Genomic DNA, 21,484 nt, shown 5'->3' on the forward strand with positions numbered 1-21,484 from the left:
GGGCGTCGTGTGCGCCTTTATTCGATGAGGCGATCCAAAAAACCGATATGGCCCTTTGGGCCGTGACGGCAGGCGGGAGCGCGCGCTAGGGTCGGCGCTGCAAAGGAACCGCCGCCATGGAACTGTCCGCCGAGACCAGCGATCGCCCCCGCCGCCGGGGCCGTGAGGAGCGCCAGCGTGCCGCCCCGGCGGCGGCGACGCGTCCGCAGCCGCGCCGCCCCTTCCTGCCGACGGAAGCGGTGTCGGCCGACCAGCTCGAGGCCATCCATGCCGCCTCGCTGCAGGTGCTGGAGGAGATCGGCATCGACGTGCTGCATGGGGAGGCCAAGGCCATCCTCAAGGCCGAAGGCGCGCATGTCGATCCGTCGTCGGACCGCGTGCGCTTCGACCGCGGCCTCGTCGAATCGAAGATCGGCCTGGCGCCGAGGAGCTTCACCCTGCATGCGCGCAACCCGGCGCGCAACGTCGTGCTCGGCGGCGACTATCTCGCCTTCGGCTCGGTGGCGAGCGCTCCCAATGCGGCGGACCGCGAGGGCGGACGGCGGCCCGGCAACCGGCGCGACTACCAGAACTTCCTGCGCCTCGGGCAGTCGCTCGATGCCATCCATCTGTGGGGCGGCTATCCGGTCGAACCGGCGGACATCCACGCCTCGGTCCGCCACCTCGACGCCCTTCAGGACATGCTGACCCTGTCGGACAAGCCGATCCACGCCTATTCGCTGGGGCGGGAACGCAATCTCGACGCCATCGAGATGGCGCGCATCGCCCGCGGCATCGACCAGGACACGCTGGAGCGCGAGCCCTCGCTCTTCACCATCATCAATTCCTCCTCGCCGCTGCGGCTGGATACGCCGATGATGGAGGGCATCATCCAGATGGCGCGCCGCAACCAGGTGACGGTGCTGACGCCCTTCACGCTGGCCGGGGCCATGGCGCCGGTGACGCTGGCCGGCGCCGTCGCCCAGCAGAATGCCGAGGCGCTGGCCGGCCTGGTGCTGGCGCAGTCGGTGCGGCCGGGCTCGCCCTTCGCCTATGGCGGCTTCACCTCCAACGTCGACATGAAGACCGGCGCGCCGGCCTTCGGCACGCCCGAGCAGATGAAGGCGGCGCTGGTCGGCGGCCAGCTGGCGCGGCGCTACGGCGTGCCCTACCGCTCCTCCAACACCTGCGCCGCCAACACCATCGACGTACAGGCCGCCTATGAGAGCGTGTTCTCGCTGTGGGGCGCGGTGATGGGCGGCGTCAACCTGCTGATGCACGGCGCCGGCTGGATGGAGGGCGGCCTGCACGCCTCCTTCGAGAAGATGGTGATCGACGCCGACCTCCTCGACATGATCGCCAATTTCCTGATGCCGTTCCGGGTCGACGACGACGAACTGGCGCTGGAGGCGATGCGCGAGGTCGGCCCCGGCGGGCATTTCTTCGGCTGCGCCCATACGCAGGCGCGCTACCGCACCGCCTTCTTCGCGCCGATGATCTCGGACTGGCGCAATTACGAGACCTGGCAGGAGGCGGGCTCGCCCACCGGCTACGACCGCGCCAACCAGCTCTACAAGGCGCGTCTCGCCGCCTATGAGGAGCCGCCGATGGATCCGGCCATCCGCGAGGAACTCGCCGCCTTCGTCGCCAGGCGCAAGGAAGAGGGCGGCGCCCCGACCGATTTCTAATTCTTCCCGGGTGCGCGGACGTCCCGTCCGCTCTTCCCCTCCATCACACATATCGTTTCAAGATGCGGACGAGAAATCCGCGTTCCCAGGAAGTCAGGACCTGCCCCCTATGAAGTCCCACACCCGTGTCCTCGTCATCGGCGGCGGCGTCGTCGGCTGTTCGGTGCTCTACCATCTCGCCAAGGCCGGCTGGACCGACGTCACTTTGATCGAGCGGGCCGAATTGACGGCGGGCTCGACCTGGCATGCCGCGGGCGGCTTCCACACGCTGAACGGCGACCCGAACGTCGCCAAGCTGCAGCAATATACGGTCGAGCTCTACAAGGAGATCGAGGAACTCTCCGGCCAGTCCTGCGGGCTGCACCTCACCGGCGGCGTCATGCTGGCGGGCACCAAGGAGCGCATGGACTGGCTGAAGATGGCGCATGCCAAGGGGCGCTATCTCGGCATGCACACCGAGATCATCTCGGCGGCCGAAGCCAAGAGGCTGATGCCGCTGATCGATGAGAAGCAGTTCGCCGGCGCCATGTACGACCCGTTCGAGGGCCATCTCGATCCCTACGGCACCACCCACGCCTGTGCCAAGTCGGCCCGCCTCAAGGGCGCCGACATCGTCCTGCGCAACCGCGTCGTCGACATGGCGCAGCGCGGGGACGGCACATGGGACGTGACGACCGAGCAGGGCGCCATCCATGCCGAGCACATCGTCAATTGCGGCGGCCTGTGGGCGCGCGAGGTCGGCCGCATGGTCGGCCTGGAACTGCCGGTGCTCGCCATGGAGCACATGTATCTCCTCACCGAGGACATGCCGGAAGTCGCCGAGATCAATGCCGCCACCGGCAAGGAAGTGATCACCGCGCTCGATTTCGAGGGCGAGATCTACACCCGCCAGGAGCGCGGCGGCATGCTGCTGGGCACCTATGAGCAGGCCTGCAAGCCGTGGTCGGAACAGGCGACGCCCTGGGATTTCGGCCAGAACCTGCTCGAACCCGACCTCGACCGCATCGCGCCCTCGCTCGAAGTCGGCTTCCGCCACTTCCCGGCCTTCGAGAAGGCCGGCATCCGCAAGATCATCAACGGCCCCTTCACCTTCGCGCCCGACGGCAATCCGCTGGTCGGGCCGATCCGGGGCCTCAGGAACTACTGGGTCGCCTGCGGCGTGATGGCCGGCTTCAGCCAGGGCGGCGGCGTCGGCCTGGCGCTTTCCAACTGGATGGTCAACGGCGATCCCGGCTTCGACGTGTGGGGCATGGACGTCGCCCGCTACGGCGACTGGACGACGCTCGCCCACACCAATGCCAAGGTGCGCGAGAACTATGCCCGGCGCTTCCGCATCCGCTTCCCCAATGAGGAACTGCCGGCGGCGCGCCCGTTCCGCACCACGCCGATCTATGACCGGCTCGTCGAGCGCAACGCGGTGTTCGGCGACATGTGCGGCCTCGAGCACGCTTTGTGGTTCGCGCCGTCGAAGGCGGAGGCGAAGGACGATTTCTCCTTCCGCCGCGCCAACGACTTCCCCCATGTCGCGGCCGAATGCGCCGCTGTGCGCGAGGGCGTCGGCCTGCTCGAAATCTCGAACTTCGCCAAATACGGCATCTCCGGCCCGGGCGCCGAAGCCTGGCTCGACCGGCTCCTGCCCAACCGCCTGCCGGCGGAAGGCCGCATGGTGCTGACGCCGATGCTCAACGAGCAGGGCATGCTGATCGGCGATTTCACCCTGGCGCGCGAAGCCGGCGACCGCTTCATGATCTTCGGCTCCGGCCTCGCCGAGCAGTATCACATGCGCTGGTTCCAGGCCCGCCTGCCGGAGGAGGGCGTGGCGCTTCGCGCCTACGGCCTCGACCTCGTCGGCCTGCAGGTCGCCGGCCCGGCATCGCGCGAATTGCTGTCGCGCCTCGTCGCCCGCGACCTCTCGAAGGAAGCCTTCCCCTTCATGGCCTTCGCCCGCTTCGACGTCGGCACCATCCCGGCTTTCGTCGGCCGCGTCACCTATACGGGCGATCTCGGCTATGAGCTGTGGGTGAAGCCCGAGCACCAGCGCGCGCTGTTCGATCTCCTGACCAAGGAGGGCGCCGATCTCGGTATCCGCCTCTTCGGCGCCCGCGCGCTCAATGCGCTGCGGCTCGAAAAGAGCTTCGGCTCGTGGTCGCGCGAATACCGGCCGATCTATACACCCTGGGAAGCCGGGCTCGATCGCTTCGTCTCGACGCAGAAGCCCGATTTCATCGGCCGCGACGCCCTGCTGCGCGCCCGCGACGCCGGCCCGGCGCGCTGCCTCGCCACCTTCGTCGTCGACGCCCTCGACGCCGATGTCATCGGCGACGAGCCGATCTGGCGGGACGGCAAGGTGGTCGGCTGGGTCACCTCCGGCGGCTACGCCCATCATTCGAAGGCCTCGGTGGCCCTTGGCTATGTCGAGGCGGCCGCCTTCGATGCCGCCGCGCCCTACGAGATCGAGATCATCGGCGAGCGGCGAGGGGCGCGGATCGCCGCCGAGCCGCTGTTCGATCCGAAGGGGACGCGGATGCGGGGATGATCCTGCGATCGCAGGCTTCCAGCCTGCATCTTGCGAAGCGTTGAGGTTCCAAGAGCGGGCTGGAAGCCGGCGTTCCCAGGGGAGCTATCGCCTGGAAGCGCTGGAGAACGGCCAGTCTCCCGCCTCGCTGCAAAGGCGAGCATTCACCGGGTTATGCTCGATGTAGAAACGAGCGGTCTCGAAATGCCGTTCGTTGCGAATCTTGCGATCGAAATATTCGGTGAACCAGACAGGCCCCGCTTCTCCGCGAAGGCGATTGATCTGCAGTGCTGAAAATGACTTCCACGAATGTACCAGCGCGGAAAGTGTGCAGTCAGGAGATGGCGTGACCAGCACATGCACATGGTTCGGCATGATGCACCAGGCGTGAAGCCGATATCGGCTCGAATCGAAGAAGAGCAGTGCATTTTGGACGGTTGAGGCGATCGCAGGCTCCGAGAGGAAAGCGGCTCCGAGGCCACGGTCGAGGGTTGCTTCAATCCGTTTGCGACGCTCGATTGCAGCCGTATTTTCCGGCTGATCCTGTAGATCGCCCAGGACGTGCAGCAGGACGTGTTTGGGCAGCGAATCCGCCAGTCGGAACGTTATGGATTGAGGCTCTTCGCCTGCTTCCCAGTGCGGGAGATACCCACGCGAGTGCCATTCGGAATCGGACATCGAGGCGCTACGTCCTGGGACCGCAGGCACCCTGCCCATATGCGCTAACATAACAGAAATACCCGCCTTCTCCCGGTTCGGGACACCGCATTTCCTTTGGAAATGCGAAGTCCCGCATGGGAGAAGGAAAATCGCGCTATTGTCGGCAAAGTTAGCGCATATGGGCGCCCTGCCTGCTCTTCATCTACTCTATATTCTCTGCATTTCCTGGAGCAGGCAGGATGCCTGCGGTCCCAGGGCGGCGCTCCCAATACGACCACCCCATCAGCCCTACCGCGGCGGCCGACATCGTCCAGTAATCCGTCGGGGCGAACCAGAACCAGTGGATGTGCCAGGGAATGAAGGTGGGGGTGAATTTCCACAGGCCGAAGGCCGGGTTGCAGACGAACCAGAGGAAATCCTCGGTCAGCCAGAAGATCATGATGCAGGCGATGACGCGCGCCTCCAGCTTCCAGGACCAGCGCCAGGCGAAGAGCAGCGGAAAATGAAAGAAGATCGCCACGAAGGGAAACACCCAGGCGTGATAGCCGGTCATCGGCCGGCCGCCCCAGAAGATGTCGAGCAGCCAGTGATGCTCGATGCGCCAGGTCGGCAGGCTGGTGGCCCAGCCATGCGCGCCCTCGATCTGGATCTCGACATTGGCGAAGAAGAAGCCGAGCAGCATGGCCGCTGCGACCAGCAGGGCGGGCTGCAGGGCAGAGGCTTTCGCGCCGGCGCCGGTCATGCCAGGTCCGCGAGCACGATGCGCATGGCGTCCGCCGCCGCCTGCGGCCGGCCGAGCGCCCGCGCGTTGCGGCGCATGGCGACGAGGCGCTGCGGCTCGGCCTTGAGGAGGGCGATCCGGTATTCGAGCCCGACGGGGTCGATCGCCTTCATCGCCGCGCCGTTCTCGAGCAGATAGTCGGCGTTGCGCTCCTCCTGGCCCGGGATCGGCGCCGAGAGCAGCATCGGCGCCCCCATCGCCAGGCATTCGGAGGTCGAGAGCCCGCCCGGCTTGGTGATGACGAGGTCTGCCGCCGCCAGGAGGCGCGGCACCTCGTCGGTGAAGCCGAGGGCGAGGAGCCGGCCGTGCTGCTGCGACGCCAGGGCCTGCAGCTCATCGAGCGCCTGCCGGTTGCGGCCGGCGAGCACGACGAGCTGCACGTCGGGATCGAGCGCGCAGAGGCGCCTGGCCAGCGGCACCACGCCGAGGCCGGCGCCCCCGCCCATCAGCAGATAGATCCGCCTCCCGGGATCGAGACCCAGCGCCTCGGCGCAGGCTGCCCGGTCGAGGGTCTCGGCGAAGGCCGGCATGATCGGGATGCCGGTGACGTGGATGCGGGCGGGATCGATGCCATGGGCGCGCAGGCGGAAGGCGACTTCCTCGTTGCCGGCGAAGAAGCCGGTCATCCTCGGGATGACCCACATGCGGTGCAGGTCGAAATCGGTGATCTGGATCCAGACGGGCACGCCGAGCCGGCCCTTGGAGATCTCCCGCATCATCAGCTCGGCGGGCAGGAAATGCGTGCAGACGATGGCGTCGGGCGCGAAGTCGCCGATGGCGGCGGCGAGGCTGCGGGTCGACAGCCGCTCGATGGCGCGCCTGAGCTTCTGCGAGACGGCGTCGGGCGGCGTCTCGGAACTCGCCTGGTACAGCATGCCCCACAGCGCCGGATGCTTGGTGACGAGCTTGATGTAATAGTCGGTATAGACCTTGCGGAAGGTCGTCGAGACATGGCTCATCACGTCGATGTGGAGCGTCTCCGCCGAGGGATCGAGCGTCCGCGCCGCCTCGGCCAGCGCCTCGGCGGCGCGCATGTGGCCGGCGCCGGAGGACACGCTCATCAGGAGGATTCTGGTCGGGCGCGTCACGGCCTGCTCCGGTCGATTCGGGAGGTGAGACGATAGGGGAAAGCGTCGGCGCGGGGAAACGGGCTTTACCGGGATCGCAGGCTTCCAGCCTGCTCTTGGAAACGTGTCGTCTGCCGGAAGATGCAGGCTGGAAGCCTGCGGTCCCAGGAATCAGAACGCCATCGCCAGCCTCAGCCCGTCATAGATGGCGGCGTGGATGTTGCGGGAGGCGACGGCATCGCCGATGCGGAAGAGGCGGAAGGCGCCGCCGGGATTGGCGCGCAGCGTCTGCGGCCTGCCTGCCGTCATCGCCGGATAGTCGACGGCACCGAGATTGGACGAGAGCGGCTTCAGGGCGAAATAGAGTTCGTCCAGCGGCAGCGTGCCGTGCTCGACCACGATCTGCTCGGCCCGCCGCTCGACATGGGTGCGGCCATATTCGTCGAAGAAGCGCGCCACCAGGCCGTTGCCCTCGCGCGCGACGCTTTCGAGGCGCAGATTGAGCGTCGTGGTCACGCCCGCCTGCGAGAAGGCGCGGAAATAGGCCGGGAAATTGGTGCCGCCGACATCGGGAGCGAGGCTGCGCTCGGGTGTCACCAGTTCGAGCTTCGCGCCGGTGCCGGCGATGAACTCCGCCGCGGTCATGCCCGGATGGGCGCCGTTGTCGTCATAGAGCAGCACGGTGCCGGCCGGCTTGGCGGTGCCGGCCAGGATGTCCCAGCTGGTGGTGACGAGGTCCTCGCCGGCGTCGAGGAAGGCGGTGTTGGGCAGGCCTCCGGTGGCGATGACGACGATGTCGGGCGTCTCGGCCAGGACGTCCGCTTCCTCCGCATAGGTGTTGAAGCGGAAGACCACCCCGTGGCGCTCGCATTCGGCCATGCGCCAGTCGACGATGCCGCGGATCTCGCTGCGCCGCTTGAGCGCGGCGGTGAGGCGGACCTGGCCGCCGGCTTCGTCGGCCGCCTCGAACACGGTGACGCGGTGGCCGCGCGCCGCCGCCACCCGCGCCGCTTCCAGCCCGCCCGGGCCGGCGCCGACCACGACGACGTGCCTGGCTTCGGCGGAGCGGGTGTCGATGAGGTGCGGGATGGTCGCCTCCCGCCCGGTGGCGGGGTTGTGGATGCAGAGCGCCTCGCCGCCATAGATGGAATCGATGCAGTAGCCCATGCCGACGCAGGGACGGATCTCGTGCTCGCGGCCCTCGGCGATCTTCCGGCCGATATGGGGATCGGCCATATGGGCGCGCGTCATGCCGACGAGGTCGAGCTTGCCGGAGGCGACGGCGTGGCGCGCGGTGGCGACGTCCTGGATGCGGGCGGCGTGGAAGGTCGGGATCGCCGTCGCCTGCTTCACCTCGCCGGCGAAGTCCAGATGCGGCGCCGACCGCGCGCCCATGCCCGGGATGACATGGCTGAGCGCCTCGTCCGAATCGATATGGCCCTTGATGACGTTGATGAAATCGATGAGGCCCGAGCGCGCGATGCGGCCGGCGATGTCGAGGCCCTCTGTGCGCGAAATGCCGCGGTCCCAGTCCTCGTCGCACACCATGCGGGCGCCGACGATGAAATCCGGGCCCACGCGCTCGCGCACGGCGCGCATGACCTCGAAGCCGAAGCGCAGGCGGTTGTCGAGCGTGCCGCCATAGGCATCCTCGCGCCGGTTGGTGGCGGGCGACCAGAACTGGTCGATGAGGTGGCCGTACATCTCGAATTCGAGACCGTCGAGGCCGGCTTCCTTCACGCGTTCCGCCGCGTCGGCATAGGCGGCGACGATGCGGGCGATGTCCCAGTCCTCGGCCGCCTTGGGGAAGGCGCGGTGGGCCGGCTCGCGGATCGGGGAGGGCGCGACGATCGGCAGCCAGTTCTCCTTGCCCCAATGGGTGCGCCGGCCGAGATGGGTGATCTGGATCATCACGGCGGCACCGTGGCCGTGGACCTCGTCGGCGAGGCGGGCGAGATGGCGGACGACCTCGTCCTTGTAGAGCAGGATGTTGCCGAAGGCCTGCGGCGAATCGGGGGCCACCACCGCCGAACCGCCGATCATGGTGAGGCCGATGCCGCCCTTCGCCTTCTCCACGTGATAGAGCCGGTAGCGGTCCGCCGGCATGCCGTCGACGGTGTAGGCGGGCTCATGCGCCGTCGACATCAGCCGGTTGCGCAGGGTGAGATGCTTCAAGTGATAGGGCTGGAGCAGCGGATCGGCGGACATGGATCTTTCCGGATAGACGGACATGCCGTCCGCGGCCGCATCCTAGCGGGGAGGGGCGGCGGGATTTGTCCGTATGCGGTAAGGACGTCGCATGCGGACAAGGCAGAGGAAATTTATCCCCGGGACCGCCGGCTTCCAGCCTGCTCCTGGAACCTCGACGCTTCGGAAGATGCAGGCTGGAAGCCCATATGCGCTAACATAACGGAAATACCCGCCTTCTCCCGGTTCGGGACACCGCATTTCCTTTGGAAATGCTTGGGGTCCCGGCAGGGGGATGAGGGTCTAAACTTCAACGCAGATGGCTCAATAGTCGCGCTGTAATTGCAGAAGTCCAGACCCTCATCCGGCGCTTCGCGCCACCCCCAGCATTTCCGCAGGAAATGCGAAGTCCCGCATGGGAGAAGGAAAATCGCGCTATTGTCGGCAAAGTTAGCGCATATGGGCTGGAAGCCTGCGGTCCCAGGGGCGTCATTCCTGGTTGAGCAGGCGTTCCAGATAGTCGGTCTCCGGCTTGGGGCGGTTGGGATCGGCAAGGCGGCGGCGCAATTCCTCGATCACGCGCTCGGCGCGCTGGGCCGGGGTCTCGCCCTTGCCGGGGATCTTGGGCCCGTCCATGCCGTCGACGGAATTGTCGTATTGGCGCCCGAGAGGATCTCGTCCGTTGCGGCCGCCCTGTCCCGGCTGCTGCCCCTGTCCCTGCCCCCTGGCCTTGCCCTGGGCCTGCGCCAGCTGCTGGGCGAGGCCCTTCGCCGCCTTGCGCAGGGCTTCGATGGCCTTGCCCTGCGAATCGACGGCGCCGTCGCCGTCGCCCTGGTCGAGCTGGCCTTCGGCGTTGCGCATGGCCTTTCCGGCCTGGCCGAGCTCGCCGGGCGCGTCCGCGCCGCTGTCGCGCAGGCTCTTCTGCATCTGCTCGAGCTGCTCGCGCAAGGCCTGCTGCTGCTGGCGCAATGCGCCGGGCGAGGGCTCGCCGCTCCCCGGCGCACCATCGCCGGGAGAAGGAGTTCCGTTCTCGCCCTGCTGGTCATTGCCCTGCGGACCGCCGCCTCCCGGCTGCCCGTCGCCCGGCTGGTCCGGGCTGCCGTCCTGCGGGTCGGAGCCGCCCTGCCCGTCAGGCGAGGGAGGCTGGTTCTGGCGGTAGGTCTGGTCGCGCAGGCGCTGCTGGCGCAGGATCATCTTGTTCATGTCGTTCAGCGACTGCTGCATCTGCCGGGTAGCGGGATCCTGCTGCGCCGTGCCCTGATCGGGGTTCTGGAGGTTGTTCAGGATGTCGTCGAGCTGCGACAACAGCTTGCTCGCGTCGTCCTTGTTGCCGCTCTTGGCCGAATTCTCGAGCTGGTCGAGCAGTTTTGAGAGTTCTTCGGGCGTGATCGTGCGCGTGTTCTTCGACTGTCCGGCCTGGCCGTGCTTCAGCGCCTGCGCCTGGCGCTTGGCATAGTCCTGCAGGAAATTGTTGAGCGCCTGGCGCAATTCCTGCGTGAGCCGGGCGATCTCCTCGGGAGAGGCGCCGCGTTCCAGAGCCTTGCGGAGATTCTCCCGGGCGGCCTTGAGCTGCCGCTCGGCCTGCGAGCCGGAGCCTTCCTCGATGGCGTTGGCGATCTGCCAGAGATAGTCGGCGGCGTCGCGCAGGTCGTTGTCGGAGGTGGAGTTGTCGAGGCGGTCCCATGCCGTGCGCAGCCCGAGATAGACGCCCTTGTCCGGCGTGAAATCCTCGGGCGCGATCATCAGGGCGCCGAGGGCATATTTGACCTCGTCGGCCCGGTTGGCGTCGAGGGCGAGATCGAGGCGCTGCTCGATCAGCGCCCGCGCCAGCGGATTGGTGAAGCTGCGCTGGGGCAGGGTGACGTCCTGGGGATCGCTGTGTCCCTCATTGCCGGCGTCGTCGCGGGCGACCAGCGTCATCCGCACCCTGGCGCCCGCCAGCGGATCGGCGGCGAGGTCGCGCGTCACCGTCACGGTGCCGCTGCGGGCGTGGGAGGCCGGCGGAGCGAGGGGGATCTTCGGCACGCCGTAGAGAGGACGCGCCTCGCCCGACGCCTCGGCGGGGGCCAGCGTTCCTCGGGCCTCGACGCTGGTGGCGCCGTAGTCGTCCTCGACCTTGTAGGACAGCGTCAGGATGCCATGGCTGTCCGCCGACACCGGCCCGGCGAAGGCGATCACCGGCGGACGGTCGGGAACGATGGTGAAGGGGAAGGCGGCGGCCACGCCGCCGGCGCCCCGCACGGTGACGGTGGCATCGCCCGCCAGGACGAGCCGCCTCTCCACGACGCCTGCCCCCGGGGCCTCGCCGGACGGGCCTTCCTTGACGTTGCCGCTCGCCTCGATCCTGGCGCTGTCGTCGCCGGCGAAGCGGATGACGAGGACCGAATTCTGCGGCACGGCGGTCGGGACCGACCGGTTGGCCTCGCCGAGCACGATGGGCGGGCGCCGCGTATAGGCGGGAGGCGTGACCCAGGCATCCAGCCGGGTGCCGGCCTGTTCGTCGGCCGGCGCGCCGAACAGGAGAGCCTGGATGTCGAAGCCCGGCGCCTGGAAGGCGGCGGCGAGCCGCGGCAGCCGCTCCGCACCGGCATAGAAGAAGGCGACGACGAGGACGAGGATCGCGCCGGCACGCAGGCCGTAGCGATCGAGCGCCGGCAGGCCGGGGGAGGGCACGCCGAGCCGGATGTTGCGGCTCGCCTCCAGGGCGAGGCGCTGATGGCGCTGCCACAACGCCTCGGCCAGCGGGTCGCCGCCGCCGCGCACGAGCCGGTCGTGCCGCGTCGTGGCCGGGCGGTGGGGCCGGCCGCTGGCCCTGTCGATGCGGGCGAGCGCTTCCTCGCGCCCCGGCGCGCGCACCGCGCGCAGACGCCAGAGCGCCGCGACGAGGCCGGCGAGGAACAAAAGCGACAGCCCGAGCCGCGGCAGGCCCGTGACCAGCGTGAACAGATCGAACCAGCTCGCCGCGACGAAGAGGACGACGATGCCGAGCGGCACGGCCAGAACGGGCCAGAGGCGCTCCCAGAACAGGCCGAGCCTCGCCCGCAGGATCAGGGCGTCGAACGCCTTCGCGTCGGAGGCAGCGTCGGTGTCCCGCCCCGCTTCCGGCCGCTTCGCTGCGTCGTGATCCATCATGCCGCGGTTCCGAACCAATCGAGCTTCCCAATCTAGGCGTTCCCCGGGAATGACGCCAGCCTCGAGGCATCATAAGCACCGGCATGGCGAATCCATGTCGGATCGGCGCGGGGTCTTATGCGCATGCCGCGCGATGCCTTAGAAGAAACGATCGAATCGGAGCGGGCGCGGCGATGGCGGCGAAGATCCTCATGATCCAGGGCACGGGCTCGGACGTCGGCAAGTCGCTCGTCGTCGCGGGGCTCTGCCGCATCTTCACCGATCTCGGGCTCAGGGTTCGCCCGTTCAAGCCGCAGAACATGTCGAACAACGCGGCGGTCACCCCCGACGGCGGCGAGATCGGCCGCGCGCAGGCGCTGCAGGCGCGGGCAGCACGGGTGCCGCCCAGCGTCCACATGAACCCCGTCCTGCTGAAGCCGCAATCGGAGACCGGCGCCCAGATCATCGTGCAGGGCCGCATGCGGGGCTCGGCCCGCGCCCGCGACTACCAGGCGCTCAAGGCCGGGCTGATGGACGACGTGCTCGCGAGCTTCGCCCATCTGCGCGCCGAGGCCGACCTCGTCATCGCCGAGGGGGCTGGCTCGGCCTCCGAGGTCAACCTTCGCGCCAACGACATCGCCAATATGGGATTCGCCCAGGCGGTGCAGGCGCCGGTGGTGCTCGTCGGCGACATCGACCGGGGCGGCGTCGTCGCTCAGATCCTCGGCACCAAGGCCGCGATCGACCCGGCGGACGCGGCGCTGATCAGGGGCTTCATCGTCAACCGCATGCGGGGGGATCCCGCCTTGTTCGCCGACGGCATGCGCTTCATCGCCGAGCGCAGCGGCTGGCCCGCCCTCGGCCTGGTGCCGCATTTCGCCGATGCCGCCAGGCTGCCGGCGGAGGACGCGCTGGCGCTCGCCGCCTATGGCGGGCGCAAGGACGGGGCGAAGGTCACCGTCGCCGTGCCGATGATGCCCCGCATCTCGAATTTCGACGATCTCGATCCGCTGGCGCAGGAGGACGAGGTCGAACTTGTCATGGTGCGTCCGGGCGCGGCGATCCCGGTCGCCGACCTCGTGATCCTGCCGGGTTCCAAGGCGACCATTGCCGACCTGCAATTCCTGCGCGGCCAGGGATGGGACATCGATATCGCCGCCCATGTGCGCCGCGGCGGGCGCTTGCTCGGCCTTTGCGGCGGCTACCAGATGCTCGGCACGCGGATCGAGGATCCCGACGGCATCGAAGGCCCGCCCGGCGCGGTGCCGGGGCTCGGCCTGCTCGACGTGGCGACGCGGCTGACCGGCGACAAGCGCCTCCTTGCGGTGCGGGGCTGCACGGTCGCGGACGGGGTGCCCTTCTCGGGCTACGAGATGCATGTCGGCGTCACCGAGGGGCCGGCGACGGCTCGGGCGGCGCTGCGGCTGGCGGACGGATCGCCCGACGGGGCCTGTTCGCCGGACGGGCGGGTGACGGGCTGCTATGTGCACGGGCTCTTCGCCGACGACCGCCAGCGCGCGGCCTGGCTCGCCCGCCTCGGCGCGGCGGGCGGGACGATTCAGTACGAGGCGGTGGTCGAGGAGACGCTCGACGCCTTCGCCGCCCATCTCGCCGCCCATCTCGACATGGCGGCGCTGAAGGCGATCTGCCTGTAAGGCGGTTCGGCGCGCTTTCGCCCGCCTCAATGATATCTGGCGAACACCAGATAGAAGGCCATGAGCCCGATCACGCCCGACAGGATCACGCAGGCGGTGCGGAACAGGCCGAGCGCCCGGCGGATGTCGGCGACGCCGGCTTCGGCCCGGCCATCGCCCATATAGGCGTCCTCGACCAGCGTCTCGCCATAGATGCGGGGCCCGGCGAGCTTCAGTTCGAGCGCGCCGGCCATCGCGGCCTCCGGCCAGCCGGCGTTGGGGGAGCGGTGCTTGCCGGCGTCGCGCCGCACCGTCATCCAGGCGGCGCGCGCGCTCATGGAACGGGTGACGAAGGCGGCGGCGGTGAGGACGAGCGCGGTCAGCCGCGCCGGGGGCAGGTTGAGCCAGTCGTCGAGGCGCGCCGCGGCCCAGCCATAGGCCTCGTGGCGCGGCGTGCGGTGGCCGATCATCGAATCGGCGGTGTTGACCATCTTGTAGACGGCGATGCCGGGCAGGCCGAACAGCGCGTACCAGAACACCGGCGCCACCACGCCGTCGGAGAAGTTCTCGGCGAGGCTCTCGATGGCGGCGCGGCACACGCCGGGCTCGTCCAGCGTCTCGGGATTGCGGCCGACGATCATCGAGACGGCACGGCGGCCGGCGCCGAGCCCGCCGGCCTCCAGGCCGTGGGCGACGTCGCTGACATGGTCGGCGAGGCTGCGCGAGGCGATGAGGGAGGAGGCGACCAGCCCGAGCGGCAGGAAGCCGTAGGGCAGAGCGAGGCAGATCCGTTGCACGAGATAGCCGCTCGCCGCGGCGACGAGCACGCAGAAGGCGGTGGAGAGGATGCCGGCCCAGCGCCGGGTCGAATAGGCGTCCTCGTTCCAGTTGAGGCGGCGATCCAGCAGGCCGATCAGCAGGCCCATCCAGATCACGGGATGGCCGATGCGCGCATAGACGGCCCGCGGATAGCCGAAGATCATTTCGAAGGCCCAGGCAACGGCGAGGCTGAGAAACTTGGAAAGCAAATCCATAGGCGGAACAATGACCGATTTCGTCGCTCCCGGGCCCTGCCGAGCCGCGGGGCCGCTTGACAGGCATGAGGCACCGCCACTAAATGGCGTCGCTTCCGGGCAGCCGGGGCTGTAGCTCAGTTGGGAGAGCGCTGCAATCGCACTGCAGAGGTCGTGAGTTCGAATCTCATCAGCTCCACCATCTCAGGGATTTTCCTCGAGGTGACATTGCCGGTCCAATCACCCAGATGCCATTCGGGTTCCGCGTCTATCGGCGATGTGGTTTATGATGGGTAAACGGTGCCGGCCTCGTCCGGTGAAGGCCGTCCGAAACATCCCCGCCAGCCGCATCGCGAGAGGTTCCCGGCCGGCGCCGCGCTGCCTTGCGCGCCGGGGAGCGGCATGCAAGACATAGGCGCTCCACCGGGGCCGTGAGCCGACTGCAGGTCGGCAGAAGCGTCCGAAACAAGACTCGACGGCGAAGCCCGCGAGCAGGGATGAAACCATGCCTTCCAAGCCGGCGAGCAGCCAGGTCATCGCGCTTCTCGTCGCCGGCGCCTATTTCATGGAGATGCTGGACGGGACGGTTGTCGTCAGTGCCCTGCCGCAGATGGCCGATTCGTTCGGCGTGCACCCGGTCGACCTCAATATCGGCGTCTCCGCCTACATCCTCACCCTGGCGGTGCTGATTCCGGCGAGCGGCTGGGTGTCGGAGAAATACGGGCCCCGCGCCGTGTTCGGCAGCGCCATCGTCGTCTTCACGCTGGCCTCGATCCTCTGCGGCCTGAGCGCCGACCTGTGGACCTTCACCGCCGCCCGCGTGCTGCAGGGCGTCGGCGGGGCGATGATGGTGCCGGTCGGCCGGCTCATCGTGCTGCGCAACACCGCCAAGACCGACCTGATGCGGGCGATCGCCACCATCACCTGGCCCGGTCTCGCCGCGCCGGTGCTCGGGCCGCCGGTCGGCGGCTTCCTCGCCACCTATGCGTCGTGGCACTGGATCTTCTTCCTCAACGTGCCGCTCGGCATCGTCGGCTTCGTCCTGACCCTGCGCCTCATCCCCAAGGGCAGCGGCGACGGCGCCAAGCCGTTCGACGTGCCGGGCTTCATGCTGACGGGAGCCGCCTGCTTCGGCGTCATGTACGGGCTTGATCTCGTCAGCCGGCAGGACAGTTCCCTGCCGCTGGCCGGGCTCGCCCTCGCCGCCAGCCTCGCCCTCGGCATCGCTGCCGTGCGCCATGCCCGGCGGAGCGCCCATCCCCTCGTCGACTTCTGGGCCATGCGCATCCGCAGCTTCGCGGTGACGGTGTGGGGCGGCTCGCTGTTCCGCGTCGCCATCGGCACGGTGCCGTTCCTGCTGCCGCTGATGTTCCAGCTCGGTTTCGGGCTCGACGCGTTCCAGGCCGGCCTCCTCGTGCTGGCGGTGTTCGCCGGCAACATCGTCATGAAGCCGTTCACCTCGGCGGTGCTGCGCCGGGTCAGCTTCCGGGGCGTCCTGCTCGGCAACGGCCTCCTCAACGCCGCGGTGATCTTCGGCTGCGCCCTGCTGACGCCGGCGACGCCGACGCCGGTCATCTGCGCCCTGCTCTTCGTCAGCGGCCTGACGCGCTCGATGCAGTTCACGGCGCTGAACACCATCGCCTTCGCGGATGTACCGGAGGCGCGGATGAACGGCGCCAACACGCTCTTCAACGTGGCACAGCAGATGTCGATGGGCCTGGGCATCGGCGTCGGTGCCGTCGCCCTGCGGATGGCCGAGGTCTTCAACCCGGGAACGGCGGCGGCCGTGCCCCTCGTCGACTTCCACATCGCCTTCGTCGCGGTCGGCTTCATCGCCCTGTTCGCCGTAGCCGACGTCGTCGGCCTGGAGGCCGATGCCGGCGACGAGATCCGGCTGCGCCGCGCGGCCGGCCGGTAGGGGACAGGGCCGCGGCGTTTTCGCGCGGCACCGGCCTTGCGCTTCGTTTGAGCGATAATCGCCTCGATTGCCCAAAATCTCGCCGAATTTCCTGCCGTTCGGGCCGGCGGGAGGGCGCACACCGTGAAAACCCACGATATCGCCGGGCTCTCGGCGCCTTTGCGCCCTCCCGCCGCCCCGGGATGCCATGGTCGTGCCCGGTAAAGCGCCACCTTCTGCAATTCATGACTGCATTCTTCGCCCCGTAAACGCAAAGATAGGCGCGGGCGGCAGGGCCTCACGAGGGTGTGAATCCAACAATACTGCAGACTGTGCCATGGGAGAGCCGGCTTCGGTTCCTTGCGGCCGGCGGCGCCGGAGCCTGGTTTATTTGTTGATTTGTTCGATCGTCCTCAGCGGGACGATGGCTACGTTTGGAATCAGGCGTCGATTTAATGATTGCTCTCGTCCGCATCGCCCTCAGCCGGCCCTACACATTCATTGTGCTGGCGCTGCTGATTCTCATCATCGGGCCGCTGGCGGCGCTGCGGACGCCGACGGACATCTTTCCCGACATCCGCATCCCCGTCATCAGCGTGATCTGGCAATATACCGGCCTGCCGCCCGACCAGATGTCCGGGCGTATCTCCACCCCATTCCAGCGTACGCTGACGACCACCGTCAACGACATCCAGCATATCGAGGCCACCTCCTATAACGGCTTCGGCATCATCAAGATCTTCTTCCAGCCGAACGTCGACATCCGCACCGCCAATGCGCAGGTCACCGCCGTGGCACAGACCGTGCTGAAGCAGATGCCGCCAGGGGCGACGCCGCCGCTGATCCTGAACTACAACGCCTCGACGGTGCCGATCATCCAGGTCGCCCTGTCCGGACAGGGGCTGACGGAACAGGCGCTGGCCGATCTCGGCCTGCAGACGGTGCGCACGCCGCTGGTGACGGTGCCGGGCGCCGCCATCCCCTATCCGTTCGGCGGCAAGACGCGCCAGGTGCAGATCGACCTCAATTCCAATGCGCTGCAGGCGCGCGGCCTGTCGGGGCAGGACGTCGCCAATGCGCTCGCCGCGCAGAACCTGATCACGCCGGTGGGAACCGAGAAGATCGGCGCCTATGAATATGCGGTGCAGCTCAACGACGCGCCCTCCTCGCTGGCCGATCTCGCCGAACTGCCGATCAAGTCGGTCAACGGCGCGCTCGTCTACATCAAGGACGTCGCCACCGTCCGCGACGGCAATCCGCCCCAGACCAACATCGTCCATGTCGACGGCACGCGCTCGGTCCTGCTGCAGGTGCTCAAGAACGGTGCGGTGTCGACCCTGGCGATCATCCAGGGCATCAAGGACCAGCTCGCCTTGCTCAAGCCGGCCCTGCCGTCCAACCTGCAGATCTCGCTCCTCGGCGACCAGTCGCTCTTCGTGCGCGGCGCCATCACCGGCGTGGCGCGCGAAGGGGTCATCGCGGCAGCGCTGACCAGCCTGATGATCCTGCTCTTCCTCGGGTCCTGGCGCTCCACCGTCATCATCGCCGCCTCCATCCCGCTCGCCATCCTCGGCTCGGTGATCGCGCTGTCGGCGATCGGGGAGACGCTGAACATCATGACGCTGGGCGGGCTGGCGCTTGCCGTCGGCATCCTCGTCGACGACGCCACCGTCACGATCGAGAACATCAACTGGCATCTCGAACACGGCAAGGACGTCCGGACGGCGATCCTCGACGGCGCGGCGCAGATCGTCACGCCGGCCTTCGTGTCGCTGCTCTGCATCTGCATCGTGTTCGTGCCGATGTTCTTCCTCGACGGCATCGCCCGCTTCCTCTTCGTGCCCATGGCCGAAGCGGTGATGTTCGCGATGGTGTCCTCCTTCATCCTGTCGCGCACCTTCGTGCCGACGCTGGCGAACTATCTGCTCAAGCCGCATGCCGACCATGCCGCGCATGGCAAGCCGCGCACGCGCAATCCGCTGGTGCTGCTCCAGCGCGGCTTCGAGGCGGTGTTCGAGCGCATCCGCCACGGCTATCACGGCCTGCTCGAACTGGCGCTCGGCCGCCGGGCGATCTTCGTCACCGGCTTCATGGCCTTCGTCCTGGCCTCGTTCCTGCTGACACCCTATCTCGGGCGGAATTTCTTCCCCGCCGTCGACACCGGGCAGATCCTGATGCATGCCCGCCTCCGGGTGGGCACGCGGATCGAGGAGAGCGCCAACCAGTTCGCCGCTATCGAGAAGGCCATCCGCGGCCTCATCCCGCCGGACCAGCTCAGCACGATGGTCGACAATATCGGCATGCCGGTCAGCGGCATCAACCTGACCTACAACAACACCGGCGTGATGGGCTCCCAGGACGGCGACGTCCAGATCAAGCTGGCGGAAGACCATCGCCCGACCGAGGACTATGTCCGCAAGCTGCGCGAGGAGCTGCCGGGCCGCTTCCCCGGCGTGGCCTTCTCCTTCCTGCCGGCGGACATCATCAGCCAGATCCTCAATTTCGGCGCGCCGGCGCCGATCGACGTGCAGGTGCGCGGCGGCAATCTGGGGGCGAACTTCAAATATGCCGATCTCGTCCTGGACCGCCTGCGCCACATCCCCGGCATCGCCGATGCCCGCATCCAGGAATCGCAGTCCAACCCGACGCTGAACGTCGACGTCGACCGCGCCCAGGCGCAATATATCGGCCTCACCGAGAAGGACGTCACCAACAGCCTGGTGGTCGATCTCGCCGGCTCGAGCCAGGTCTCGCCGACCTACTGGCTCAATCCGAAGAACGGCGTCTCCTATCCGATCGTGATGCAGACGCCGCAATATCAGATCGATACGCTCAGCGAGCTGCAGACGCTCCCGGTCACGGCGACGGGAGCGACATCGCTTCCGCTGCTCGGCGGCGTCGCCAGGATCCAGCGCACCGTGAGCAATGCCGTCGTCTCGCAATACAACATCGTGCCGATGGTGCAGATCTACGCCACCACGCAGGGCCGCGATCTCGGCGCGGTTGCGACGGATATCGACAAGGTGCTCGCCGACACCGCCGGCCAGGTGCCGAAGGGCAGCGCGGTCGTCCTGCTCGGCCAGGTGCAGACGATGAACAGCGCCTTCGCCGGCCTGCTCTTCGGCCTGCTCGGCGCCATCTTGCTGATCTACCTCTTGATCGTGGTGAATTTCCAGTCTTGGTCCGACCCCTTCGTCATCGTCTCGGCGCTGCCGGCGGGCCTTGCCGGCATCGTCTGGATGCTGTTCGTCACGCGCACGCCGATGTCGGTCCCGGCCCTGACCGGGGCGATCATGTGCATGGGGGTGGCGACCGCCAACGCCGTGCTCGTGATCAGCTTCGCCCGGGAGCGCCTGGCCGAACTCGGCGACCCCATCGCCGCGGCGCTCGAAGCCGGCTTCGTGCGCTTCCGTCCGGTCTGCATGACCGCACTCGCGATGGTGATCGGCATGGCGCCGATGGCCCTCGGCCTCGGCGAGGGCGGCGAGCAGAACGCGCCGCTCGGGCGCGCCGTGGTCGGCGGCCTCATCTTTGCAACCGTGGCGACGCTGGTCTTCGTGCCCGTCGTCTTCAGCCTCGTCCACAAGCGCCAGGCCGGATCGGCTGCCGCGCGCCCGGAGACCCTGCAGCATGTCTGAGCCCGCTACCGCTCGAAAACCGGATACCGAGGTGGAACCCGAAGCCGCTCCCGCGGCGCCGATGCCGGCAGCCGTTCCGCGCCGCTCCCATGGAAAGCTCGGCATTTTCGGGGTCGTCTTCGTGGCCGGCGCCGCGATGCTGGTCTATACCGGCATCGATGCCCGCCACAGGAGCAATGCCGAACTGACGCAATGGACCGAGGCGCAGGCGGTTCCCACCGTCACGCTGGTCACGCTGAATTCGCAGCCGGGCGTCGTCAGCCTCAACCTGCCGGGCCGTCTCCAGGCCAACAACAGCGCGCCGATCTTTGCGCGCGTCAGCGGCTATGTGAAGGACTGGAAGGTCGACATCGGCGCCGCGGTCAAGGCCGGGGAGACGCTGGCCGACATCGAGGCGCCGGACCAGGACCAGCAATTGCTGCAGGCCAAGGCCGACCTCGCCAACGCCAAGGCGGCGGAAGTCCTCGCCGATCTCACCCTCAAGCGCGAACGGCCGCTGCTCGCCTCCAACACCGTCGCGCAGCAGGAGATCGACCAGCGCGTGGCCGATCTCGCCAGCAAGCAGGCGGCGGTGAATTCCGGTGCGGCGAACGTCCAGCGCCTCGAGGTGCTTTCGGCCTACAAGACCGTCACCGCCCCATTCGACGGCCTGATCACCGAGCGCAACACCGATGTCGGCAACCTCATCGCGGCCGGCTCGAATGCCGGGCGGCCGATGTTCGTGGTCTCCGACGTGCGCACGCTGCGCGCCTATGTCAACGTGCCGCAGAACTACGCGCCGGCGGTGAAGATCGGGTCGAAGACCCTGGTCTCCGTGCCCGAATATCCGGGCCGCACCTTTGCGGCCAAGGTCGTCGCCTCCGCCCGTTCGGTCGACATGTCCTCGGGCACGACGCAGATGCAGCTGGCGGTGGACAACAGCAAGGGCGAGCTGATGCCGGGCGCCTACGCCAATGTGAAGGTGGACCTGTCCGGCGTCGCCGGCACTTTCCGCATTCCCGTCAGCGCGCTCGTCTTCGACGAAAAGGGGCTGCGGGTCGCGACCGTCGGGCCGGACAGCCGCGTGGCGTTCAAGGCCGTGACGATCGCGCGCGATCTCGGCAGCGAGATCGAGCTCGGCTCCGGCGTCCAGGCCGGCGACCGGGTCATCGCGGCGCCGCCGGACGGCCTGGCCGAGGGAGACCCGGTCCATGTCGGCGGAGCGGACCCGGGCTCCCCGGCGCCGAAGGTCGCCTCCGCGCAATAGAGGGAGCGCTATCGCGCCAGTGTGACCGGGCCCGGCCGATCAATGATTGACAGGTCCCCTCTCTTTGG

General features: G+C 68.2%; 12 protein-coding genes and 1 tRNA gene. 7 read left to right on the forward strand and 6 right to left on the reverse strand.

From position 1 onward, the window contains the following. Positions 1 to 116: 116 nt before the first annotated feature. A complete protein-coding gene (locus J3R73_RS30705) occupies positions 117 to 1,667 on the forward strand; it encodes a trimethylamine methyltransferase family protein (RefSeq protein WP_307436544.1) in 1,551 nt (516 codons plus the stop codon). Positions 1,668 to 1,776: 109 nt separating this feature from the next. Next, positions 1,777 to 4,203 carry a GcvT family protein gene (locus J3R73_RS30710; protein WP_307436547.1) on the forward strand — a complete coding sequence of 809 codons (2,427 nt, stop codon included), beginning with the start codon at positions 1,777 to 1,779 and terminating at the stop codon, positions 4,201 to 4,203. An 84-nt stretch (positions 4,204 to 4,287) separates the two neighbouring features. On the opposite strand, the gene J3R73_RS30715 is transcribed toward J3R73_RS30710, so the two are convergent. The 5 genes from J3R73_RS30715 to J3R73_RS30735 all read right to left on the reverse strand — a co-directional run bounded on the left by J3R73_RS30715 (position 4,288) and on the right by J3R73_RS30735 (position 12,009). After that, complete coding sequence (locus tag J3R73_RS30715) at positions 4,288 to 4,860, reverse strand: REP-associated tyrosine transposase (RefSeq protein ID WP_307436550.1); 573 nt, start codon at positions 4,858 to 4,860, stop codon at positions 4,288 to 4,290. Between the two features lie 184 nt (positions 4,861 to 5,044). Then, on the reverse strand, positions 5,045 to 5,584 hold the full coding sequence (locus J3R73_RS30720; RefSeq protein WP_307436552.1) for a hypothetical protein: 540 nt from the start codon (positions 5,582 to 5,584) through the stop codon (positions 5,045 to 5,047). Continuing rightward, on the reverse strand, positions 5,581 to 6,684 hold the full coding sequence (locus J3R73_RS30725) for an MGDG synthase family glycosyltransferase (protein WP_307436554.1): 1,104 nt from the start codon (positions 6,682 to 6,684) through the stop codon (positions 5,581 to 5,583). The genes J3R73_RS30720 and J3R73_RS30725 overlap by 4 nt, the downstream gene beginning before the upstream one ends. Positions 6,685 to 6,861: 177 nt before the next feature. After that, entirely contained in the window at positions 6,862 to 8,898 is a 2,037-nt protein-coding gene (locus tag J3R73_RS30730; RefSeq protein ID WP_307436557.1) for an oxidoreductase, read from the reverse strand. A 468-nt stretch (positions 8,899 to 9,366) separates the two neighbouring features. Then, positions 9,367 to 12,009, reverse strand: coding sequence for a TIGR02302 family protein (locus tag J3R73_RS30735; RefSeq protein ID WP_307436561.1), 2,643 nt, complete (start codon positions 12,007 to 12,009; stop codon positions 9,367 to 9,369). Positions 12,010 to 12,182: 173 nt separating this feature from the next. Between J3R73_RS30735 and J3R73_RS30740 the strand changes: the two genes are divergently transcribed. Then, positions 12,183 to 13,643: a cobyric acid synthase gene (locus J3R73_RS30740; RefSeq protein ID WP_307436564.1), complete on the forward strand. Its 1,461-nt coding sequence runs from the start codon at positions 12,183 to 12,185 to the stop codon at positions 13,641 to 13,643. Between the two features lie 26 nt (positions 13,644 to 13,669). On the opposite strand, the gene cbiB is transcribed toward J3R73_RS30740, so the two are convergent. Beyond that, positions 13,670 to 14,656, reverse strand: coding sequence for an adenosylcobinamide-phosphate synthase CbiB (gene cbiB, locus J3R73_RS30745; RefSeq protein WP_307436567.1), 987 nt, complete (start codon positions 14,654 to 14,656; stop codon positions 13,670 to 13,672). 105 nt (positions 14,657 to 14,761) lie between these two features. Here cbiB and J3R73_RS30750 point away from each other — a divergent pair. From J3R73_RS30750 to J3R73_RS30765, 4 genes are all read left to right on the forward strand, one after another. Further along, positions 14,762 to 14,837, forward strand: a tRNA-Ala gene (locus J3R73_RS30750). Between the two features lie 303 nt (positions 14,838 to 15,140). After that, positions 15,141 to 16,553, forward strand: a complete 1,413-nt coding sequence (locus J3R73_RS30755) for an MFS transporter (protein ID WP_307436570.1) — start codon at positions 15,141 to 15,143, stop codon at positions 16,551 to 16,553. Between the two features lie 434 nt (positions 16,554 to 16,987). Further along, positions 16,988 to 20,170 (forward strand): efflux RND transporter permease subunit, encoded by a 3,183-nt coding sequence (locus tag J3R73_RS30760; RefSeq protein ID WP_307436573.1) that lies wholly within the window; start codon positions 16,988 to 16,990, stop codon positions 20,168 to 20,170. 61 nt (positions 20,171 to 20,231) lie between these two features. Beyond that, on the forward strand, positions 20,232 to 21,416 hold the full coding sequence (locus tag J3R73_RS30765; RefSeq protein WP_307437833.1) for an efflux RND transporter periplasmic adaptor subunit: 1,185 nt from the start codon (positions 20,232 to 20,234) through the stop codon (positions 21,414 to 21,416). The last annotated feature ends 68 nt before the right edge of the window (positions 21,417 to 21,484 follow it).

Origin of the sequence: Labrys monachus, assembly GCF_030814655.1 — a bacterium.
Taxonomy (GTDB): Bacteria; Pseudomonadota; Alphaproteobacteria; order Rhizobiales; family Labraceae; genus Labrys; species Labrys monacha.

What these genes read in the sequence shown, in the direction of transcription:
- J3R73_RS30705 (WP_307436544.1), top strand. Translation starts at nt 117, where the DNA reads ATGGAACTGTCCGCCGAGACCAGCGATCGCCCCCGCCGCCGGGGCCGT.
- J3R73_RS30710 (WP_307436547.1), top strand. Translation starts at nt 1,777, where the DNA reads ATGAAGTCCCACACCCGTGTCCTCGTCATCGGCGGCGGCGTCGTCGGC.
- J3R73_RS30715 (WP_307436550.1), bottom strand. Translation starts at nt 4,860, where the DNA reads ATGTCCGATTCCGAATGGCACTCGCGTGGGTATCTCCCGCACTGGGAA.
- J3R73_RS30720 (WP_307436552.1), bottom strand. Translation starts at nt 5,584, where the DNA reads ATGACCGGCGCCGGCGCGAAAGCCTCTGCCCTGCAGCCCGCCCTGCTG.
- J3R73_RS30725 (WP_307436554.1), bottom strand. Translation starts at nt 6,684, where the DNA reads ATGAGCGTGTCCTCCGGCGCCGGCCACATGCGCGCCGCCGAGGCGCTG.
- J3R73_RS30730 (WP_307436557.1), bottom strand. Translation starts at nt 8,898, where the DNA reads ATGTCCGCCGATCCGCTGCTCCAGCCCTATCACTTGAAGCATCTCACC.
- J3R73_RS30735 (WP_307436561.1), bottom strand. Translation starts at nt 12,009, where the DNA reads ATGATGGATCACGACGCAGCGAAGCGGCCGGAAGCGGGGCGGGACACC.
- J3R73_RS30740 (WP_307436564.1), top strand. Translation starts at nt 12,183, where the DNA reads ATGGCGGCGAAGATCCTCATGATCCAGGGCACGGGCTCGGACGTCGGC.
- cbiB (WP_307436567.1), bottom strand. Translation starts at nt 14,656, where the DNA reads ATGGATTTGCTTTCCAAGTTTCTCAGCCTCGCCGTTGCCTGGGCCTTC.
- J3R73_RS30755 (WP_307436570.1), top strand. Translation starts at nt 15,141, where the DNA reads ATGCCTTCCAAGCCGGCGAGCAGCCAGGTCATCGCGCTTCTCGTCGCC.
- J3R73_RS30760 (WP_307436573.1), top strand. Translation starts at nt 16,988, where the DNA reads ATGATTGCTCTCGTCCGCATCGCCCTCAGCCGGCCCTACACATTCATT.
- J3R73_RS30765 (WP_307437833.1), top strand. Translation starts at nt 20,232, where the DNA reads ATGCCGGCAGCCGTTCCGCGCCGCTCCCATGGAAAGCTCGGCATTTTC.